Raw genomic sequence first — 20,106 nt, forward strand, 5'->3', positions numbered from 1 at the left:
GGCTCTACTCGAGATCTCCGTCGTTGCTGTCTTCAGGCTGTGCGAGGACGCGGGTTTCAGCTACGCGGCAAAGGGTAGGCAGCGGGCAATGCTGGCAGGTGGAGGCGCCGTTCTTCGGGTCGACCATGGCATCGCCACGCAGGAAGCCTGCAGCGAGATCGAGCAGCGCGGTCGTCCACTCTTCGCGAACGACGTCGGTATAGGGGTACTTGACCAGCGCGGAGGTCGCGGCGAGATCCGGCAGGAGCAGCGATTTCGCATCTTCCACCTGGCCGAGAAAGCCACTTTCTCCGGCACGGATGCGGGCGAAGACGACCCCGCAGATGTCGTCGATGTTGCCGAAGGCGGCATAGAGCGGCAGCTGCGGATCGGCGGGGCGCGGTGGGCGCCAGTCGGCAACGGAGACGAGGCCGGTCTTGTAATCGATGAGCAGATTGCGATAGCCGGAGAGCTGATCGACGCGGTCACCGCGCAGATTCAGCCGCAGATCTCCGACATGCACATCGATCAGTTTCTCCTCGGTGGCGATGACCTCGAACGGCGCGCGCGTGGACTCATAGCGGAGCCAGTCGATGAGCTGGCGGGTCAGGCGGCGCTGCTCGCTGTCGAGATAAGCGCGGGTCCACTCGTCGGGGATGTATCCGTCTTCGTCCGGCGCATAGAACGGTGCGGTAGACGGGTGTTTGAGGAAGACGTCGGCGATGGTCTCTTCGACGAGCGCGGACAATCGGTTTTCGCGTTGCACAGCGAGAAGATCGTTGAGAGTGTGAAGGCGGCCGTGGTCCGGTGACCAGATGGCCTCGAGAACCGTATGCAGGAGATTGCCGCGTTCGGCTGCAGTCAGCCCCCATTCGCTGTGGTTGAGCTCCCGTGCGTGGAGGCGGCGGGTCGCAAACGCGCGAAAGGGGCATGCTGCCTGGTCGCGGAGAACGTCGGCGCCACCGGCGCTGCGTTCTACGGGCCAGGGGAGTATCCCGGTGGGGTCGGGGATTTCCTCAACAACGAATGGTGCAGCCGCCACGGGCGAGAGCGCGTTCTCGGCACGCCATTCGGATGCGGTGAGAAAGCGAAGCTCCGGCGCGACAGCGGCAAGCAGTGGCGAGGGGCGCAGATCCCCGTCGCGATTGCGCTGGGCACAGCTGAACACGACTGCGGGAGCGCTGGATGCGAGGCTGAGTGTGATGGCGCGCGAGAGCTCGAGATCGAGTGCAGGCGTGGCGTGGGGCATGCCCGCATGGATCTGTACGGCAGGAGGCAGAAGCGGGTGCGTGCTCCCGCGCAGCGGCCAGTTGCTGTCGTCAAGTCCGAGGAACCAGAGGGCATCGAAGGATTGTCCAGAGGCTTCGAGGGCGCCCATAACCTGGACGGGGGCGTCATGCGATTCAAGGGCGAAGAGCGTCCCGGTAGCATGGCGCTCGAGGACGGTGAGGAAGCCGAAGAAGCTGAGCTCGCGGCCGTCATAGTCGAGCAATGCCAGGTCGTCGAGGAGACGATCCCAGCGGGCGAGTGCCTGGTAGCGAACCGCGTCGGCAGCGCGGCCTCCGGGGAAGCCGGTCTGACGGAGAAGCAGAGGGACAATCTCAGCCCAACGGCTGGGAGGATGCCGTTCCTCGCTATTCACTCCGTTGGCCTCGGCAACGGTGCGAAGCTGAGCGATGCGTAGCGCGAGAGGATGTGCCGCAGTCATCCGCTCGGGGATGCGGGCGAGGAAGCCGGACAACCCGATCTCCATCGACAACGAGGCGTTTGCGCGGAGATCCGCGTCGAGGCGTGCGGCCGTGAGTGTCTCCGCATCATTTGTGGTGAGAAAGCCGGAGAGCAGCAGCCAGGTGAGCTCTTCTTCTGCGAGCGGGGCGACAAGCCAGCGTAGGAGCAGGAGCGCAGCACGAATGATGGGTACCGAGGCGAGCGGCTGGCCGAGTGAGAATTCGAAGGGCAGCCCGCGGGCCGGGGCGGTGATGTCGCTGCTCTCCGGTGCAAGAATCTGCCGGAAGATGCGGTCGATCTCCGGGCGGACCGATTCGAGGGCCGGGGTGACGACACCGATGCGCGGCGTAACCCCAGCGCCAGAAGACGCGAGCTGTTGCCGAAGCCATTGCGCGCAGAGTGTTATTTCCTCTCGGAGATCGGCGGCGCGGATGAGCTGTGGCTGCTGGTGCCGTTTGAGTGAGGCGGGATGCGCGATGCGGGAGCTGTGTCGGGCAATAGCGTCAAGCAGCGATCGCTGGGCCGGGGTGACGCGGTCGAAGCCGACAAGAAGAATTTCTTCAGGCAGAGGGAAGTTGGATGTGCTGATGACTTCGGCGAGCCAGGATTCGAGCCTTGAGGCGCTCAGCCAGTTGCGGGTATCGCATTCGTGATCGAAGGCCGCGGCCCACTGCCGGAAGTGCGCGGCGTCGAGCTGGTCCCATGAGTAATTGCGGGAGGCATGGGCCTCGTAGCTCGAGAGCAGAGCATAGGCACCCGCGGCAAGGCTGCCCAGAGATGCGGGTGAGACGACGGCGAGCTCTTCGTCCTGCTGCTGGACGCGGAGCCAGAGCTGTTCTTCCTGTAGCGGAGTCAGGATGAGCGGGGCATCCGGGGGTGCGTGATCGCGAACGAGCGTATCCAGCCAGGCATTCCAGTCGTGGATGGGCGGGGTCTTCCAGGCCTGGCGGCCTGTCTCGCGCATGCGCATGGCGTATTCGTAGCGAAGCCAGCGTGCGGCGCGGGGATTCGCGGTAACGACAAGCGTGCCGACTCGCAGTGCATCTTCCAGTTCCGGGGAAAGCCGGCTCATGGGCCAAGTGTAAACTGAGGGGTGAATCGCAGACGGTGTGGATTGCTTTGGATGTTCGCTCTCCTGGCGGTACTTGGCCTGTGCGGAGTGGTGGGGTGTCATGGCGCAGGACAGGGTCCGGCGGCGAGCCAGGTGAAACGCTATGCGGTGCGCGGGGTCGTGGTGTCGACGGATGCGTCGAAGGGCGAGGTAACGGTGGACACCGAGGCCATCCCGGGCTACATGGACGCGATGATCATGCCCTACAAGCTGAAGCAGCCGAATATCATTTCGGAGCTGCATCCTGGGGACAGGATCACGGCAACGCTGCTGGCCGGAGAGGACAGCGATTTTCTCGACGAGATCGTGATCGTGGGGCAGAAGAAGCTGGACTACGTGCCCAAGGTGAGCTACCACATGCCGCAGCCGGGCGATGAAGTGCCGGATTTTGCGCTGCTGAACGAGAACGGGCAGACGGTCCATCTGGCGCAGCTCCACGGCAAGATCGTGCTGCTGACCTTCATCTACACACGGTGTCCTTTAGCGGATTATTGCCCGCGGATGAGCCGCAACTTTGCCGAGCTGGATAAGGCGCTCGCAAAGAATCCTGCGCTTTATGCGAAGACCCACCTGCTGAGCGTGAGCTTCGATCCGAAGTACGATACTCCGAAGGTGCTGCGCAGCTACGGCGGCGCCTACACGGGGCGTTATACGCAGGAGACCTTCGACCACTGGGAGTTCGCCGCTCCGCAGCAGCACGATCTGGACAAGATGCTGCAGTTTTTCCTCGTCGGCGTGACACCGGAGAAAGATAAGACGATCACGCATTCTCTTTCGACCGCGGTGATTACACCGGGCGGACGGATTTATAAGTGGTATGGCACGAATGACTGGACGCCGGAGCAGATTCTGGCCGACGTGAACGACCTGGCTGCGAACAAGTAGAGAAAGAGAACGAGCAGAGATGATCGCAATACTGATGGGTGTCATGGGATCGGGCAAGACAACGGTAGCCAAAGAGCTGCAGGTGCTGACAGGTTGGGAATACGCCGAGGGCGACAACTACCATAGCGATGCAAATAAGGCCAAGATGCGGGCAGGCATTCCCCTCACGGATGCCGACCGCCAGCCATGGCTCGAGAGTCTGCACGCCGTGCTCAGGGGCTGGGAGGATGCAGGCAAGAGTGGGATTATGACCTGCTCGGCACTGAAGCAGACCTATCGCGATACGCTGGTGGGCGGCCTGCCGGCGGGCTCCTTACGGTTTGTGCTGCTCGATGTGCCGAAGGAAGAGCTTGCGCGCAGGCTTGCAAGCCGCACGGGGCATTACATGAATCCGGGCTTGCTGGACAGCCAGCTGGCAACACTGGAAGAACCGAAGGATGCGCTGCGCGTGGATGCGACAGGCGCGGAGCCGGAGATCGCCAGGCACGTGCTGGCTGCATTGAACGGGAAATAGAGAAGCGAGACCGCGCGTTGCGGCAAACAGAAGGGATCTGGAAAGAGATATGGCAAAGCTGACAATTACATTTGGCGTGGTTCTGATTGCCCTGGGTATATTCAGTTTTCTGATTACCGGGCACCACTATCCGACATCCCTGATTCCGGCTGGCTTCGGACTGCTGCTGGCTATCTTCGGCGCGCTGGCCAACTCCGATGATGCAAAGAAGCGGATGCTGCATATGCACATCGCAGTGACGATCGGTCTGCTCGGTTTCCTGGGCACGGCGAAAAGCATCGTGGACTACATCGAGATGATGCAGGGCAGGCAGTTCCTGTTCCCGGCAGCCGTGGAAGAAAAGGCGGCCATGGCGGTGCTGCTGCTGATCTTCGTACTTCTGTGCGTGCGCTCCTTTATCAACGCGCGCCGGGCGCGGGCGTAGAGGGACATATGCGCGGAGGCGGACTGGGCGGAGGATTGGCGTCGAAGGCAGAGAGAACGACGTCACGGCGGGGAACGATCCGCGCCGCTGCAGGCGAGCAGCCGAAGGCGAAGCCGGACCTGCGCAAGGCGTTTCCCAAGGTCTGGGAGCTGGTTCGCCCGCGGCGCTGGCTGCTGCTCTTCGGTCTGGTGCTGGTCGCGGTGAACCGCGTGGCGGGCCTGATTCTGCCCATCTCAACCAAGTACCTGATCGATGGTGTGCTGAATCCGAAGAGCCCGCATCCGGGGCGGCTGCTGCCGCTGGTGGGAGCCATCTTTGCGGCAACGGCGATTCAGGCCGCAACCTCATTCTCTCTGACGCAACTCTTGTCGAAGGCGGCGCAGCGGATGATCGCCGACCTGCGCAAGCAGGTGCAGCAGCACATCGGGCGGCTGTCGGTGAGCTTCTACGACAGCAACCGTACCGGCGTGCTGGTCTCGCGGATCATGACCGACGTCGAAGGCGTGCGCAACCTCATCGGCACGGGGCTGGTGGAGTTCGTCGGCGGCATGCTGACGGCATTGATGGTTTTCACCTACCTGCTCATCAGCAACGCGCGCATGACGCTGATCGTCTTCGCGGTGATTGCAGCCTTCGTGCTGGTGCTGCAGCGGGCTTTTAAGACGATCCGGCCGATCTTCCGTGAGCGCGGCAAAATCAACGCCGAAGTGACAGGCCGCCTGACCGAGTCGCTGGGTGGCGTACGGGTCATCAAGGGCTACCATGCCGAGGAGCGTGAGGCGACGGTCTTTGCCGGCGGCGTGCAGCGCCTACTCGACAACGTGATGCGCTCGCTGACAGCGACCAGCACGATGTCCTTTGCAGCGACAACGGTGCTGGGTATCGTGGGCGGGCTGGTGATGCTCATTGGTGGGCATGGAGTGCTCACCCATCGCATGACGGTGGGCGGTTACTTCCAGTTCACGGCGCTGCTGGCCTTTATGATTGCGCCGGTCTTCCAGATCGTGAATATCGGCACGCAGCTCACCGAAGCGCTGGCGGGTCTCGATCGCACGATGGAGATTCTGGCAGAAAAGGACGAGTTCAGCGACCCTGAGCGTGTGCATGCGCTGGGACCGATCGAGGGCAACGTGACCTTCGACGACGTGCGCTTTGCCTACGAGACGGACAAGCCGGTGCTGCATGGGATCTCATTCGAAGCCAAGCCGGGGACGATGACCGCGCTGGTCGGTTCATCGGGTTCGGGTAAATCAACGATCATCAGTTTGGTATGCGCCTTCCATAAACCTGACTCCGGCCGCGTGCTGATCGATGGCATCGATCTGGCGACTGTGCGTCTGGACGACTATCGCGCGCAATTGGGTGTGGTGCTGCAGGAGTCCTTTCTCTTCGACGGCACTATTCGCGAGAATGTGGTCTTCTCTTATCCCGATGCGACCGAAGAGCAGTTTCTGAACGCGTGCAGGATCGCAAGGGTAGACGAGTTCGCCGAGCGCTTTCCGGAAGGCTATGACACCATCGTCGGCGAGCGCGGCGTAAAGCTCTCAGGCGGCCAGCGGCAGCGGCTGTCGATTGCGCGGGCAATCCTCGCCAATCCGCGCATCCTGATCCTCGACGAGGCAACTTCGTCGCTCGATTCGGAGTCGGAGGCGATGATTCAGGCAGGCCTCGCCTTTCTCATGGAAGGCCGCACCACCTTCACCATCGCGCATCGCCTCTCCACCATTCGCAAAGCCGACCAGATCCTGGTCATCGAACAGGGGCAGATCGTCGAGCGGGGGACGCACGCAAGCCTCTACGAGCTTGGCGGGCGCTATTACGACCTCTACACGCGGCAGCATGGTTTGGAGACAAATCTCTTTCTCGCGCCCGGCGAGGGCGACGTAGTGGAAGAAGCGAAGTAGAGCAGTCTCACAATCGATAAGAACAGAGAACAGGCCCGGCGACGGGCCTGTTTTGTTTGCATCCTGCATCCGATGTACGCGGATCGGACACCTCCAGTGGTTGACGCCGGTTACGCGCGTCCCGTTCAAGCACAAATGCATCGCGCCGATAAACGGGAAGTTCCCGCTCGTGGAATGGGCATGGTGACGAGCCTGCAAAAATCCGGGTGGGCGGAGGATAGGTGTGCTGAATGTATTGTTGATCGACGATTCGATGGTCATCCGCAAGATGCTGCGGCGGGTGCTGGGGGAATGCAACCTTGGTGTCAACGAAATTCACGAAGCCGGAGATGGCAGCGCGGCGCTGAAGGTGCTCGAGGCGAATACGGTGCAGCTCATCCTCTGCGACGTGAACATGCCGGTCATGAACGGGATGGAGTTCCTCGAAGAAAAGCAGAAAAACAGCGCGTGGAAGGATATTCCGGTGCTTATGGTGACCACGGAAGGCGGCATGGAGAACGTGATGAAGGCCGTGCAGCTGGGCGCCAAGGGCTATATCCACAAGCCATTCACCACGGATGAAGTGAAGCAGAAGCTGTTGCAGTGTCTTGGCGCGGGCGTGGCCTGAAGGCAAAGGGAGGAATTCAATGGCGGAAGAGAAACTCGATCTCGCCAGGGCTGGAGAATTGGCCTGCGAGGCAATCCGCAAGGCGGTGCCGCATGCCTTTGCGACGATGGCCGGCGTGGACGCGGTTCTGGATGTGGAGGCCGATGGGCAGCCTGTGGAACAGGATCTGCGCTGTGTAGCCGGGGTGATCGGCTGGGTGGGAAGCCTGAGCGGGACAGGGATGCTCGAGTGCACGCCTGAGTTTGCCTGTACGCTGGCCAACCTGATGCTGGGCACCGAAGAGAAGACGCTGACCCCGGAGGCGCTGGACGCAGTCGCGGAGATGACGAACATCATCTTCGGCTGCATGAAGACCGATCTCGAACCACTGGTGGGGCCGATGGCGCTGAGCGTGCCGACGATTATCAGCGGTACCGATGTGCAGATGCGCACCTCGGGCGAGAGGATTGCGGTCTTCCGTATCGGCGTCGACGCGAGCCGTTTGCGGGTGCGCCTCTACCTGAACCAGATGGAGGAGCGGCGCGGCGCACTGGGCCAGTACTGGACCCTCTCCTGCGAGCCTGCGAAATAAGCTGCGCGGGTGGACTACCTCAAGTGCAGCGTTCTTCAAACCGATAAATGCGACACAAACCAATCTGCTGGTCTCCCCCCAGGCCAGACAGTGCGCCCACAGGCCATAGAGACCGGAAGACCGCATGATCGACGACGAGGATGTTCGAGAATTTCTGATCGAAAGCAATGAGAATCTTGCCCATCTGGACAGCCATCTGGTGGAGCTCGAGGAGCGGCCCGATGATGCGCGGCTGCTGGCCGAGGTCTTCCGCACCGTGCACACCATCAAGGGAACCTCGGGCTTCTTCGGCTTTGACCGCCTCGGTTCTATCACGCATGTAGCGGAGAACATCCTGAGCCAGCTGCGCGATCGCCAGCGCGAGCTCACCCCTCCTCTGGCCTCGCTGATTCTTGAAACGGTCGATGCGGTCAAGGCGATTCTCGAGAACATCGAGACGACCGGCGGAGAGGGAAGTGAAAGCTATGCCGGGCTGGTGGCGCGTCTTGAGTCTGCCTATCGCGGTGAGGCGGTTTCCTCTGCTGGTGAGCCTGCGTCGGCCGAGGCCGCTGCGCAGGCCGCGGCGGCGGAGCCGGTGGAAGAGCATGCGGCCCTGGTGCCGGTGGCCGCGGCATCGGTGCAGGTAGAGCTGGTGCACGGGATAGAGAGCAAGCCTGGTCATGGACAGGCTGTCGTGCGCAGCACGGCGGCACCGCCTGTCGCCGCAGAGGGTGAGCGGAGCAGCGGACGCGCAGAAGAGGCCGGCGGAGGTGGAACAAGCCTCTCGGACTCGACCATCCGCGTGGATGTGCAACTGCTTGATAAGTTAATGAACCTGGTAGGCGAGCTGGTGCTGGCGCGCAATCAGCTCATTCAGGATGTAGCAGCAACCTCGCAGCTGACCGGCGCCTCGCAGCGGCTGAACCACATCACCAGCGAGTTGCAGGAAGGCGTGATGAAGATGCGCATGCAGCCCATCGGCGTGGTGTGGAATAAGCTGCCCCGCGTGGTGCGCGATCTGGCTGCCGAGTGCCGCAAGAAGATCCAGATCGAGATGGACGGCGCCGACACGGAGCTGGACAAGACCATCATCGAAGCCATCAAGGACCCGCTCACCCACATCGTGCGCAACTCCTGCGATCACGGGATTGAATCGCCGGAGGTGCGCGTGGCGCGGGGAAAAAACGCGGCGGGGAAGATTCAACTCCGCGCCTTTCATGAGGGCGGTCACGTCATCATCGAGATCAGCGATGACGGCGGTGGGATCGACCCGGAAAAAGTGAAGGCCAAGGCTCGCGACAAGGGATTGCTGCCGCCGGAACGCATCGCCGCGCTGAGCGATCGCGAGGCGACACAGCTGATCTTCCTGCCTGGATTTTCGACTGCGGAAAAGGTCACCAACATCTCCGGCCGCGGCGTAGGCATGGACGTGGTGAAGACGAAGATCGAAAAGACCGGCGGCTCGGTGGATATCTTCAGCACTTTCCATCAAGGCATGACCGTGCGCATCAAGATTCCCCTGACGCTGGCCATCATTCCCGGGCTGGTGGTTGCGGCGAACTGCCGTGTTGCCGGGCGGGAGGGCGAGTCGCGCCGCCATCGCTTCATCATTCCGCAGGCCAATCTGCTCGAGCTGATCCGGATCGAGGGCGAAGAGGTACGCACGCAGTTCCAGAGCGTGCACGGCACCGAGGTCTATCGCCATCGCGGACACCTGCTCCCGGTCATCTCGCTGCATACCGTGCTGCATCTGCCGCCCGGCGTACCGACGGAGAGCGACGAAGAGGTGCGCAACATCGTCGTACTGCAGGTGGAAGACAGGCAGTTCGGCCTGGTAGTCGATCACATCAGCGATACACAGGAGATCGTGGTGAAGCCGCTGGGCAAGGAGCTGAAGGGGCTGAATTGCTATGTCGGCGCGACCATCATGGGCGATGGCAAGGTGGCATTGATTCTGGATGCGGCAGGCATTGCGCGGCTGGCCGGCTTTGGCGCGAAGCAGAAGGATGCACTGGTCATGGCTCAGGAGCAGGGTGTGGACGGAGGGCGTGAATCGCAGCGTCTGCTGCTCTTTGCTGCCGGGAGCTTTACGCGGCTGGCGGTACCGCTCAGCCTGGTCTCGCGCCTCGAGGAGTTTGCCGCGGCGCGCGTGGAACGGGCCTCCGGCGCGGAAGTCCTGCATTATCGCGGACAGATCCTTCCTCTGGCTTTTCTCGAAAGCGCGCTGGGCGGCGGACATTCCTCGGAGCGGCGGGCAGGACGGGAGAGCGAACCGATCCTGGTGATCGTGTGCAGCAATGGCGCCCGCAGCCTGGGACTGGTGGTGGACAGGATTCTCGATGTGGTCGAGGACGCAATCGGCGCGGCGCGGCCAAGCAGCGTGCCCGGGCTGCTGGGTTCGGCGCTGATCGGCGGTGCGCTCACCGACTTCATCGACCTGCACGCGCTGGGCCGGCTAGTGGGCGAGGACTGGAACCAGGCTCCGGCGCAGGCGCATGGACAGGGTTCGCTGTTAGTGGTGGTTCCGGCGCTGGCGCCGCGTGAGATGCTGCGCAATGCTCTCGAGCTTGCTGGTTACCGGGTACAGGCGGTGGCTTCGGTGCCGGAGGGAGTAGCGCGGCTGGCCCGGGGCGGCACCGATGCGGTGGTCACGGCATCGGATCTTGGCCATGGAGAGGGACGCATGCTGCTCGAGGGCATGCGGGAGCAGCCGCAGCTCCGCGAGATGCCGTTGATCGCGCTTGTCGGAGAAGGGGAAATCAATGGAGCCGAAGTGCAGGCACAGGCCGATGCCTGGACGCTTTTTGCCGATGGGCGGGAGCAGTTGCTCGAGCGGCTGGGCGAGGTGTTCAGCACCCAAACGCCGGAGCCGGAACTGGCTCTGGCCGGGGCAAGGTAAGGGACGATGCAGAGTTTGGAGCGCGTGAACAGAGGACTGGTGAGGAGAGACGCAGGCGCCGCGGGCACACGGCAGTTCGCCACCGTGAAGGTAGGGGAATGCCTGCTGGGCATCGCCGTGGAGAAGGTGCGCGAGGTGATGCGCCCGCAGGAGATGACCGATGTGCCGCTGGCCGCGCCGGCGATCCGCGGGCTGATCAATCTGCGTGGACAGATCGTGATGTCGGTGGACACGCGTATGAGCCTAGGTCTTGAGGCTGCTCCGGAGGAGCAGGCGATGCGCAGCATCATTCTTCGCTCGGAGGAAGGTGGGGTGAGCCTGCTGGTGGACGATATCGGGGACGTGCTGGATGTGCCGGTCGAGGCCTTCGCTCCAGTGCCGGACAACATGCCGGAGATGCGGCGGGAGCTGATCGACGGCGTATACAACCTCGACAACCATCTGCTCCTGGTGCTCAACACGGAGAAGCTGTTGGAAAAAGCGTGCCGCTGAGCCGGAGAACAAACATGCGTGCGCAAAGCAGGCCAGGGCTGTAGCGGCGGCAGGCAGTGTCCACGCAGGAAAAGCGAATCATGAAAAGGAATGGGGAGAAGCGATGGCGACAGGTGTGGTGAAGCATGTAGTGACGATGCCTCCGGTCATGGCCAAGACGCCGCGGGCAGGCAAGACGGCCAGCAAGGCAACGGGGAAGAATCATGAGACGCACGCGGCGAAGAGCACGGTGAAAAGCCCGGCGAAGCCCGGCCAGAAACCGCATGCATCCAGCTTCGAGCGCTCTCTCGAATCGCTGCTGACGCCGGTGATGCTGGTGGATAAGAACTTCACCATCGTTTATGCCAACAAGGGCACGCGCAAGATGATTGCGAGTCATCTCGCAGTCTTTCAGCAGGTCTATCCGGGATTTACTGCGGAACAGATTGTGGGTTCTTCGATCGATCGCTTCCATCGCGATCCAAGCCATCAGCGCCGCCTGCTCTCGAATCCGGAAAACCTGCCTTACGAGACGGATATTCACGTGGGCTCGGTGACCTTTCACCTGCAGGTGAGCGGATATTTTGACGAGGCCGGGAATCTCGACGGCTATTCGCTCGAATGGCAGGATGTGAGCCGTGAACGCGAGAAAGAGATCGACAATAACGATCTTGCCGGGCAGCTGAAGGCTATCGACAAATCCTGGGCACTGATCTCCTTCGAGATGGATGGGACGATCAAGAGCGCCAACAAGAACTTCCTGCGCCTGATGGGCTACACAGAGGAAGAGGTCATCGGAAAAAAGCATGCGATCTTCATGTTTCCCGAAGATCGAGGCAGCCGCGAATACACCGAATTCTGGGATGGACTGCGGCATGGAGAGTATCAAAGCGGCGAATTCCGGAGGGTGAGCAAGGATGGCCGCGAGGTATGGATTCAAGGCGCTTACAATCCGATCCTCGACGTGAATGGCAAGCCCTTCAAGGTAGTGAAATTTGCTACCGATGTCACCGAGCAGGTGAAAATGCGCGATGCCATGACGTCGCGCGCGGAGGAAGACCAGCGCGAGGCAGCTGAGCTTCGGCAGAAGGTCGCAGGCATTGTCGAGGTGGTATCGGCAGCGGCCAGGGGTGATCTGACACAGGAGATTACCGTTGTCGGCAGCGATCCGGTTGGCCAGATTGGCGAAGGTCTGAAGCGCTTCTTCGGCGATCTGCGCGGGAACATGAAAGGGCTTCAGGATACGGCCGTGGCGTTGGCCGCTTCTTCCGAGCAGCTTTCGGCCATCAGCCAGCAGTTGACGCAGAGCGCGGGTGAGACCGCTGAGCAGGCGACAACGGCCTCTTCCGGCAGTGAGTTGGTATCCGCAAACGTGGGCATGGTGGCTTCAAGCTCGGAGGAAATGCTGGCTTCGATCCGCGAGATCTCGAAGAGTGCGACCGAGGCTTCGCGCGTCGCGAAATCCGCGGTGTCGCTGGCCGATTCCACGAACCAGACCATCGGGCAGCTGGGGGCGTCGAGCCTCGAAATCGGCAAAGTCATCAAGGTGATCACCTCCATTGCCCAGCAGACGAACCTGCTGGCACTCAATGCAACGATCGAAGCGGCACGCGCCGGCGAAGCAGGCAAGGGGTTTGCCGTGGTAGCCAACGAGGTGAAGGAGCTGGCCAAGGAGACGGCGCGCGCGACCGAGGAGATCGGACGGAAGATCGAGACCATCCAGACTGATACGAAGGCTGCGGTGACCGCCATCGCGCAGGTCGGCGAGGTCATCAACCAGGTCAACGACATCTCGAACACCATCGCTTCGGCGGTCGAAGAGCAGACGGCCACGACCAATGAGATCGGCCGCAACGTGACCGAGGCGGCGCGCGGCACCAACGATATTGCGCGCAGCATCGCGCGGGTGGCCGAGACGGCGACGCACACCACCAGCGGAGCCCGGGATACGCAGGCGGCGGCGCATTCGCTCACCGAGATGGCGGCGCGGCTGCGGAGCCTGGTCGATGCCTTCCGTATTTGAAGAGGGTGGTGCTGCGGAAGACAGAGGAGCGATGAAACTCGCATTGGTGGCAGACGACTCGCGCGCGGTGCGCGGCATCCTTTCTCGCATTCTGCAGCGAGCCGGCTTCGAGGTCGTACAGGCAGAAAACGGACGCGATGGCATGGCCATGCTTCTGACCGAGGCGCGTCCGGTCGCTCTGGTCTGTGCGGACTGGAACATGCCGGAGATGAATGGGCTCGATTTCGTGCGGGCACTCCGCGCAGAGAGCCGTTTTGCGGCAACCCCGGTGATGATGATCACCAGCGAAACACACTTTGAGCGGATGCAGACAGCACTCGGGGCCGGGGTGAGCGAGTACGTCACCAAGCCCTTCACCGAAGAGGTGATCCTCGAAAAGCTGCAGCTGCTGCACGTAATGGATTGAGGCCCATGGCAGAGAGCGGATTACAAACGGCATTACCGCCGCGCAGCAGCGCCGGTCGCAGAATACGGGTTCTCGTGGTCGACGATTCGATCGTCATCCGGCACCTGGTCAGCCGCGTGCTTGAGAGCGACCCGGCCATTGAGGTGGTGGGCACGGCGGTCAATGGAGTCATTGCGCTGGAGAAGGCGGCGCAGCTGCGTCCCGACGCGATGACCCTCGATATCGAAATGCCGCAGATGGATGGGCTGGAGACGCTGCGTCACCTGCAACGGGATTTTCCCGCAATCCGCGTGATCATGTTCAGCACCCTGACCGAGCGTGGAGCGCGGGCGACGATCGATTCGCTGCTGCGCGGCGCCAGCGACTATGTCCCCAAGCCCTCCAACAGCGGGCGCATGGACGAGGCGGAAGCCCGGCTGCGCGATCTGCTGGTGCCGCGGCTGAAGCAGCTTTGCGGAGTTGCCGGAGCGGCCTCGCCGGTAAGAACGAGGATGCAGCCATCGCCTGCTTCTGTGCGAAGCGCATCGCCGGTGACGGACAGCCGATCCGAGCACGCCCGCCATTACCGCGTGGTGGCGATCGGACTCTCAACCGGAGGTCCGGCCGCGCTTGGCGAGGTGTTGGAGCAACTGCCGGGCAATTTTCCGCTGCCCATCCTGGTTACGCAGCATATGCCGCCGCTCTTTACGCAGTTTCTCGCCGACCGTCTGAATGCCCGCTGCGCGCTCAAGGTCATGGAGGCGCGGGAGGGCGAAGAGGTTCTGCCCGGCTGCGTTTATATCGCTCCGGGAGACTTTCACATGCGTGTCGTCTCGCGGGAAGGACGTACAGTCATCACGCTCGACCAGGGTCCTCCGGAGAACTCCTGCCGCCCTGCGGTCGACGTGATGATGCGCTCGGTCACCGAGGTCTTCGGTGGCGATGTGGTGGCCGCGATCCTGACCGGCATGGGGCAGGATGGCCGCCTGGGCGTGGAGAAGGTGCGCAGGCACGGAGGCTATGTCATCGCGCAGGACAGTGCATCGAGCGTGGTCTGGGGCATGCCTGGAGCGGTGGTGGAGGCAGGTCTCGCAAACCAGGTCCTGGATTTGCATGCGATCGCCGATGCGCTGTTGGCGAAGGCAAGGCTGGCATGATCGAGTCCCGCCAACAGGTCGAAACCAAACCGGCACCTGCTCCTCGTGTGGCTATTTCGAAGGAGAACTACAGTTTTCTACAGCGCCATCTCTATGCCGCTTCCGGCATCGTGATCGATGCTTCGAAGGATTACCTTATCGACTCGCGTCTGATGCCCATAGTGCGCGTGGAGCGGCTGCAGTCGCTCGATGAGCTTTGCCAGCACATACGCGGAAATACCACATCGCTGCTTTCGCGTCGTGTCGTCGAAGCGATGACGACGAACGAGACCCTGTTCTTCCGCGATGTCGTAGCCTTCGATGCCCTGAAGAAGCATGTGCTGCCCAGGCTGCTTGCCGGGCGCCAGGCAGGGCGAAAGCTGACGATCTGGTCGGCCGCTGCTTCGACGGGCCAGGAGGCCTACAGCGTGGCGATGATGCTGCTCGAACTGGGAGTCGATCCTTCCGAGGTGCAGATTCTCGGGACGGATCTCTCCGAGCAGGTGCTGGAGCGCGCACGCAAGGGGCGATACCTGCAGCTCGAAGTCAATCGCGGGCTTCCGGCCGCCTACCTGCTGAAATATTTCCGGCAGGCCGGCATGGAGTGGGAGATCCAGGAGCGGGTGCGCCGCATGGTCACCTTCGAGCCACTCGATCTCCGCCAGAGGATACGGAATCATGGCCCCTTCGACCTCGTCCTGTGCCGGAACGTTCTCATCTACTTCGACGTGGAAACCAAGCGGGCGATTCTGAACAACATCCAGCATGTTCTGCGCAGAACGGGCGTCCTTGTGCTCGGCTGCGCGGAGACGATGATCAATCTGCACAATGGCTTCACCAGTGAATCCATGGGCGGAGCCACCTTTTACGCAGCGAAGTGAACATACAGCGCGGGAGTGCGGAGATGCAGGCAGTCGAGATGTTCCGGGATGAGCAGATTGCGATGGCACAGCAGGCCATTCTGCAGATATGCGATGTGTGGATGGACCCGGCGGAGACAGGATGGACGCCGACAGCGACCGATGTGTGCAGCGAAGTGCGGTTTCTCCATGATTGGGAAGGGCGTTTCTCTCTCGAATGCTCGCGCGGCCTGGCCGAGGTGCTGGCGAATGCCATGCTGATGCGGCCGATGGAAGAGATCAGCGAGTCCGATGTGCAGGACGTGATTGGAGAGCTGCTGAATACGATTGCCGGCAACCTGAAGTGCCTGCTTCCGGCAGATACCGAACTGACGATCCCGGAGACGATGGAGAGATCGCGGAAGCCGCAGAGCATCGGGTGCAGCGAGGACCGTTGCAGGGAAGAGCGCGGGATTGTGCTGAGCTGCGAGATCGGCGTGATCCGGATGGCTTTTTCGCGATGCGAGCCTGCCATCGCGCATGGAAGCTCAGCAGGCTTCGCTTAGGGGGATATCTGGCCGAAGTGCAGCAGCTCGAGAGAGGGCATTCCGGCGGTTATCCGGGGCACGGCCTCCAGCAGAGCCGCATGCTCGATAGGCCGCGAGGCCCGCAGGCGGGTAGCCACCGTATCCAGGGCCATATCGTAATAGGCCGGATGCGTGACCAGCTCCCACGTTCCCTCCGGCATGGCGTGGAGAATGCTCTCAAGGGTTGCCGTGTTAAGCGTTCCGGTAGCCAGAACGCCGAGAGAGCCATCCGTGGTCGCCAGGCCGGCATCGGCAACCATCTGCAGGAAGCGCCTGCGGCGGGTGCGCAGCAGGGCCACCTGGAGCTTGCGCAGGGCGGGTGCGTCATGGGTTGCGGCAATGGACCACTCCGGCTCAAAGGGGTTGCGGATGGCGCGAATCCCGCAGGCCCGGGCAGCGCGCAGCAGGGGACGGAGCACCCGGATAAACATATGCGTGTGCTTGTGAGTATCCACATGCGTAACCGGAACGCCGGCAGCCTGCAGATGGCGGATCTGCGATACCGCTTCGAGTTCGATCTCGGCTTCGGAGATCGCTCCACGCAACAACTGCGAAAGGAAGGCTCCAAGGGTGGGACGAAACTGCCCGTTTGGAGCCAGAGCGGGCGTTTCGCCGGCGGGCAGCGCCGACTCCCCGTCGACCAGCACCACGTGGCAGCCGACGCCGAGGAGGTGTCCCCGCTGTGGAGAGCTTTCCGCGGCCGCAGGGGCAAAATGCGGCGCCGTGGCCATGAGTGTCGCGGAGGTGAGCGCTCTGGCGGCAGAGAGCTCGAGCACGGATTGATTGATCCCGGGAGTGAGGCCGAAATCATCGGCATTGATGATGAGACGAGGCACGCTTGCCTAGTCTAACAATCGATGGACTAACACCCCTGGCAGGTACCGATTAACACAGATGGGGGATGCCAGGTATGGTGCAATTTCCCTAAACTTCCCCATGTCGTTGAGCAGTGGAGCATGGAAGTGGTGAGGGCGGAGAGATGGCGGGGATCGGTCTGATGATGCACGTGGCGGTGTACTGGCTGGCAGTCAATCTGGCGGTGGTAGGGTATCTGGCTGTTCTCTACTCCAGGCAGCGTCTGCTTGAGCTCCATGAGATGGGGAAGTTCAACCGGAGTATTTCCGCTGTTTCGGCGAGTGAGAAGACGCAGCAGTTTCAGAATCTTATGCATTTCGGTGCAGGTAGAGGAAGCAAGTAACAGTTGCTGTTATGATGAAGAAACAAAGAGCGCTGAACTCCGGCACAGATAGGAAAGTGACGGTATAGAAAGCGCAGACCGGAATGCCCGGGCGGTTAGCTCAGCTGGTTAGAGCACTTGCCTTACAAGCAAGGGGTCGCAGGTTCGAATCCTGCACTGCCCACCATCGAATTCGTATCTGCCGCGCTTTTTCTTCTTTCACGCATTTGCCTTCCTTTGTGCTGTTCGGCACTCCCAAAGTGCAGTTGGCTTCCTCATGCACGCATAAGTGCCGCCGCTAAGACGGGCCTCCGCAGTACTGAAATAAGTTTCAGTTCGCTATGCCGAATGCGTTTCTCGACATCCTGATCCTCGGCCTGCTGGTACTGGTGTTCGGTTCTATCTTCCGGACACGTCCGACGGTTCGTCTGCGCTATTGGATCATCGGCTGGTTTCTGATCCTGATTCATTTTGCCGTCCTGCTGTGGAGTCCGGCCACTCCATTCAAGGCAGCGCTGGCGGCGACGGCGATGTTAAGCACTCTGCTGTTGGGAGGCGTGGCTTTTCTCCTCGCTGGAGATCGCCGCCACCTGGGCGTGTTGCGTGGGTTCCGTCTGATCGCACTTTTGTGCGGCCCGGGACTTCTCTATGCAGCGCTGACCTCCTTCCAATACAGCAATCGCCTCTTGTTGACGGGTATCGTACTGCTGCAGGCTGGCGGAACGCTGGTTGCGATTCAGCGCCTCTGGCAAAGGCACGCATCGATGGTGCGGCTCGGTGCAATGCTGGTTCCGCTTTGCACGCTCTGGAGCCTGGCTGCTATATACAGCGGCAATCTGATTCAGGGTACGTATGCGGATCTGACGCTGCTCTACCTGCTGAATGCCATTCTCTACTGGCTGGATTTTCGCCGGGCATCCATGGGTGTGGTGACGGCGATCGGCGGACTGCTGGCCTGGGCGATGGTCTTCCCCTGTGCGGTTGCGATGGAGACATGGTTCCCGAACGTTTCCATATCGCCTGAGATCTGGAACCTGCCCAAGTATTTCGTCGAGTTCGGGATGATCCTGACCCTGCTGGAAGACGAGATTGCCGCCATGGCTCTGCAGCGGGAAGAGTATCGTCTGCTCTTTGAATACAATCCGCATCCCATGTGGATCTATGACGAAGAGGCTCTGGCTTTTCTGAAGGTGAACGAGGCGGCTGCGGCAGCCTACGGTTTCACCATGGAAGAGTTCAGCCGGATGTCCTTGCATGACCTGCGGCCCATCGAGGAAAAACTGAAGCTGGAATGCCGGCTGCGGGAGCTGGACGAGGTCTCTTTGAGGTCCGGCCCATGGACGCACATCAAGGCCGATGGCTCTCGGATCAAGGTCGATATCGCTTCCCACGCCATTCAATTTGAAGGCAGGAAGGCGCGATTTGCTCTGGTGCAGAATGTCACCGAGCGGATAGAGCTTCACGAGCAGCTGGTCCATCAGGCCAACCATGACACCCTGACCGGATTGCCAAACCGGCTTCTGCTGAAAGACCGCATGGAGCACACGCTCAGCTCCGCCGCTCGCAACGGGGAGAAGGTCGCGGTCATGTGTCTGGACCTCGATCGCTTCAAGCAGATCAACGACCGGTATGGGCACCCCATCGGCGATGCATGCCTGAAGCATCTGGCGGACCTGCTGCGAAGCCGTCTGCGCGCCGCCGATACCGTGGCGCGGTCTGGAGGCGAGGAGTTTACGTTGCTGCTGGCGGGATTGTCTTCTGCCGAGGACGCGGCAGGAGTGGCGCAGGTGCTGCTCGAAAGCATCCGCCAGCCCTTTCAGGTCGAGGGCTATCAGTTGGAGCTGTCTGCCAGCCTGGGTATCGCCATGTATCCGGATGACGGCAGTGAAGCGCAGGTGCTGTGGCGCGCCTCGGATACGGCGATGTATCGGGCCAAGAAGTCGGGAGGCAGCCAGTTCGTTTTCGTCTCTCATGAGATTTCGGCTGCAGCCCTGGAAGTCAACGATTTAGAGGCAGCGCTGCGTCAGGCTCTGAAAGAAAATGGATTTCGAATCCTCTATCAGCCGCAGTACGCGACGACCGGCGAGTTGCGCGGCCTGGAAGCTCTTCTTCGCTTGGAAGATCCGGTCAAGGGGACGATATCTCCGGAGCGCTTTATCCCTGTTGCCGAAGAGAGCGGCTTAATCATGCGTATCGGTAACTGGGTGCTTGAGGAGGTCTGCCGCCAGATTGCCGAATGGAGCAGGCATCACCTTCCTCCGGTGCGTGTTGCGATCAATGTGTCCCCGCTGGAGCTCGTTCGTGCGGATTATGCGCAAAATGTCCGGCGCGTGCTGGTGAGTTACGGGGTGGATGCGGCGCGCCTGGAAATTGAAATTACCGAGACGAGCGTCATGCGTAACCTCGAAGACGCAGCCCGGCAGATGCTCGACCTCGCGGCAGTGGGTGTGCAGTTTTCCGTCGATGACTTCGGGACCGGATATTCTTCGCTGCAGCATCTGCACCAGCTTCCGATTTCCACGCTCAAAATCGATCGTTCCTTCATCGAGCGGATGTGCGACGAACCCGAAGCGCGGCAGATCGTGCAGGCCATTCTGTCGCTTGGACACAGCCTGGGCATGCAGATCGTGGCGGAAGGCGTGGAGCGCGAAGAGCAGCTGCTCTTGCTGCAGGCGATGGAGTGCGATCACCTGCAGGGCTTCTTATGGGGACGTCCCCAGGAGGCCGCGGTGGTGCCGGGATTGTTGCTCCGGGGAAGCATCCAGCGGGAAGAGGACGGCCCGGTTCTCTTCTCGACGCATCGCTCGAAGCGCTGAAACGGCGCCTGCTCCCACCTCACGTATAATCGCCGTGGACCACACCGCTCCTGTCGCAGGCTATCGTTTGT

General features: G+C 61.7%; 17 protein-coding genes and 1 tRNA gene. 16 read left to right on the plus strand and 2 right to left on the minus strand.

Translation table 11 applies throughout. The annotated features are described in order from the left end of the window. Window positions 1-4: 4 nt before the first annotated feature. Window positions 5-2,779, minus strand: coding sequence for a PD-(D/E)XK nuclease family protein (locus tag ESZ00_RS10160; protein ID WP_164981453.1), 2,775 nt, complete (start codon window positions 2,777-2,779; stop codon window positions 5-7). Between the two features lie 51 nt (window positions 2,780-2,830). Here ESZ00_RS10160 and ESZ00_RS10165 point away from each other — a divergent pair, with 51 nt between their 5' ends. The 13 genes from ESZ00_RS10165 to ESZ00_RS10225 all read left to right on the plus strand — a co-directional run bounded on the left by ESZ00_RS10165 (window position 2,831) and on the right by ESZ00_RS10225 (window position 16,021). Further along, window positions 2,831-3,703 (plus strand): SCO family protein, encoded by an 873-nt coding sequence (locus ESZ00_RS10165; protein WP_129208156.1) that lies wholly within the window; start codon window positions 2,831-2,833, stop codon window positions 3,701-3,703. A 19-nt stretch (window positions 3,704-3,722) separates the two neighbouring features. Continuing rightward, window positions 3,723-4,217: a gluconokinase gene (locus ESZ00_RS10170; protein WP_129208157.1), complete on the plus strand. Its 495-nt coding sequence runs from the start codon at window positions 3,723-3,725 to the stop codon at window positions 4,215-4,217. Window positions 4,218-4,266: 49 nt separating this feature from the next. Beyond that, on the plus strand, window positions 4,267-4,641 hold the full coding sequence (locus ESZ00_RS10175) for a hypothetical protein (RefSeq protein WP_129208158.1): 375 nt from the start codon (window positions 4,267-4,269) through the stop codon (window positions 4,639-4,641). An 8-nt stretch (window positions 4,642-4,649) separates the two neighbouring features. Beyond that, on the plus strand, window positions 4,650-6,545 hold the full coding sequence (locus ESZ00_RS10180; RefSeq protein WP_129208159.1) for an ABC transporter ATP-binding protein: 1,896 nt from the start codon (window positions 4,650-4,652) through the stop codon (window positions 6,543-6,545). A gap of 223 nt (window positions 6,546-6,768) precedes the next feature. Beyond that, on the plus strand, window positions 6,769-7,152 hold the full coding sequence (locus ESZ00_RS10185) for a response regulator (protein WP_204520197.1): 384 nt from the start codon (window positions 6,769-6,771) through the stop codon (window positions 7,150-7,152). 19 nt (window positions 7,153-7,171) lie between these two features. Beyond that, window positions 7,172-7,723, plus strand: a complete 552-nt coding sequence (locus ESZ00_RS10190; protein ID WP_129208160.1) for a chemotaxis protein CheX — start codon at window positions 7,172-7,174, stop codon at window positions 7,721-7,723. 124 nt (window positions 7,724-7,847) lie between these two features. Continuing rightward, window positions 7,848-10,601: a chemotaxis protein CheW gene (locus ESZ00_RS10195; RefSeq protein ID WP_129208161.1), complete on the plus strand. Its 2,754-nt coding sequence runs from the start codon at window positions 7,848-7,850 to the stop codon at window positions 10,599-10,601. A gap of 24 nt (window positions 10,602-10,625) precedes the next feature. Next, on the plus strand, window positions 10,626-11,093 hold the full coding sequence (locus ESZ00_RS10200) for a chemotaxis protein CheW (protein WP_204520198.1): 468 nt from the start codon (window positions 10,626-10,628) through the stop codon (window positions 11,091-11,093). 103 nt (window positions 11,094-11,196) lie between these two features. Next, the gene (locus tag ESZ00_RS10205; RefSeq protein ID WP_129208163.1) at window positions 11,197-13,095 is read left to right on the plus strand and encodes a methyl-accepting chemotaxis protein; all 1,899 of its coding nucleotides are present in this window, start codon (window positions 11,197-11,199) and stop codon (window positions 13,093-13,095) included. A gap of 31 nt (window positions 13,096-13,126) precedes the next feature. Next, window positions 13,127-13,501 carry a response regulator gene (locus ESZ00_RS10210; RefSeq protein ID WP_129208164.1) on the plus strand — a complete coding sequence of 125 codons (375 nt, stop codon included), beginning with the start codon at window positions 13,127-13,129 and terminating at the stop codon, window positions 13,499-13,501. Window positions 13,502-13,506: 5 nt separating this feature from the next. Beyond that, window positions 13,507-14,637: a protein-glutamate methylesterase/protein-glutamine glutaminase gene (locus ESZ00_RS10215; protein ID WP_129208165.1), complete on the plus strand. Its 1,131-nt coding sequence runs from the start codon at window positions 13,507-13,509 to the stop codon at window positions 14,635-14,637. Beyond that, window positions 14,634-15,497: a CheR family methyltransferase gene (locus ESZ00_RS10220; protein WP_129208166.1), complete on the plus strand. Its 864-nt coding sequence runs from the start codon at window positions 14,634-14,636 to the stop codon at window positions 15,495-15,497. Before ESZ00_RS10215 ends, ESZ00_RS10220 begins: the two co-directional genes overlap by 4 nt. Window positions 15,498-15,520: 23 nt before the next feature. Continuing rightward, window positions 15,521-16,021, plus strand: a complete 501-nt coding sequence (locus ESZ00_RS10225) for a chemotaxis protein CheX (RefSeq protein WP_129208167.1) — start codon at window positions 15,521-15,523, stop codon at window positions 16,019-16,021. On the opposite strand, the gene ESZ00_RS10230 is transcribed toward ESZ00_RS10225, so the two are convergent. After that, complete coding sequence (locus tag ESZ00_RS10230) at window positions 16,018-16,878, minus strand: ChbG/HpnK family deacetylase (protein ID WP_129208168.1); 861 nt, start codon at window positions 16,876-16,878, stop codon at window positions 16,018-16,020. The genes ESZ00_RS10225 and ESZ00_RS10230 overlap by 4 nt on opposite strands. A 143-nt stretch (window positions 16,879-17,021) precedes the next feature. On the opposite strand from ESZ00_RS10230, the gene ESZ00_RS10235 reads away from it, so the two are divergent. From ESZ00_RS10235 to ESZ00_RS10245, 3 genes are all read left to right on the plus strand, one after another. Next, the gene (locus tag ESZ00_RS10235) at window positions 17,022-17,240 is read left to right on the plus strand and encodes a hypothetical protein (protein WP_129208169.1); all 219 of its coding nucleotides are present in this window, start codon (window positions 17,022-17,024) and stop codon (window positions 17,238-17,240) included. 89 nt (window positions 17,241-17,329) lie between these two features. Further along, window positions 17,330-17,406, plus strand: a tRNA-Val gene (locus ESZ00_RS10240). A gap of 154 nt (window positions 17,407-17,560) precedes the next feature. Next, window positions 17,561-20,035 (plus strand): putative bifunctional diguanylate cyclase/phosphodiesterase, encoded by a 2,475-nt coding sequence (locus ESZ00_RS10245; protein WP_129208170.1) that lies wholly within the window; start codon window positions 17,561-17,563, stop codon window positions 20,033-20,035. Window positions 20,036-20,106 lie beyond the last annotated feature (71 nt).

It is taken from the genome of Silvibacterium dinghuense (assembly GCF_004123295.1).
In the GTDB taxonomy this organism is placed as follows: domain Bacteria; phylum Acidobacteriota; class Terriglobia; order Terriglobales; family Acidobacteriaceae; genus Silvibacterium; species Silvibacterium dinghuense.

Excerpts from the sequence above, each read along its gene's own strand:
- ESZ00_RS10235 (WP_129208169.1), top strand. The coding sequence starts at position 17,022 with ATGGCGGGGATCGGTCTGATGATGCACGTGGCGGTGTACTGGCTGGCA.
- ESZ00_RS10170 (WP_129208157.1), top strand. The coding sequence starts at position 3,723 with ATGATCGCAATACTGATGGGTGTCATGGGATCGGGCAAGACAACGGTA.
- ESZ00_RS10225 (WP_129208167.1), top strand. The coding sequence starts at position 15,521 with ATGCAGGCAGTCGAGATGTTCCGGGATGAGCAGATTGCGATGGCACAG.
- ESZ00_RS10220 (WP_129208166.1), top strand. The coding sequence starts at position 14,634 with ATGATCGAGTCCCGCCAACAGGTCGAAACCAAACCGGCACCTGCTCCT.
- ESZ00_RS10215 (WP_129208165.1), top strand. The coding sequence starts at position 13,507 with ATGGCAGAGAGCGGATTACAAACGGCATTACCGCCGCGCAGCAGCGCC.
- ESZ00_RS10245 (WP_129208170.1), top strand. The coding sequence starts at position 17,561 with ATGCCGAATGCGTTTCTCGACATCCTGATCCTCGGCCTGCTGGTACTG.
- ESZ00_RS10175 (WP_129208158.1), top strand. The coding sequence starts at position 4,267 with ATGGCAAAGCTGACAATTACATTTGGCGTGGTTCTGATTGCCCTGGGT.
- ESZ00_RS10160 (WP_164981453.1), bottom strand. The coding sequence starts at position 2,779 with ATGAGCCGGCTTTCCCCGGAACTGGAAGATGCACTGCGAGTCGGCACG.
- ESZ00_RS10210 (WP_129208164.1), top strand. The coding sequence starts at position 13,127 with ATGAAACTCGCATTGGTGGCAGACGACTCGCGCGCGGTGCGCGGCATC.
- ESZ00_RS10165 (WP_129208156.1), top strand. The coding sequence starts at position 2,831 with ATGTTCGCTCTCCTGGCGGTACTTGGCCTGTGCGGAGTGGTGGGGTGT.
- ESZ00_RS10205 (WP_129208163.1), top strand. The coding sequence starts at position 11,197 with ATGGCGACAGGTGTGGTGAAGCATGTAGTGACGATGCCTCCGGTCATG.
- ESZ00_RS10195 (WP_129208161.1), top strand. The coding sequence starts at position 7,848 with ATGATCGACGACGAGGATGTTCGAGAATTTCTGATCGAAAGCAATGAG.
- ESZ00_RS10190 (WP_129208160.1), top strand. The coding sequence starts at position 7,172 with ATGGCGGAAGAGAAACTCGATCTCGCCAGGGCTGGAGAATTGGCCTGC.
- ESZ00_RS10180 (WP_129208159.1), top strand. The coding sequence starts at position 4,650 with ATGCGCGGAGGCGGACTGGGCGGAGGATTGGCGTCGAAGGCAGAGAGA.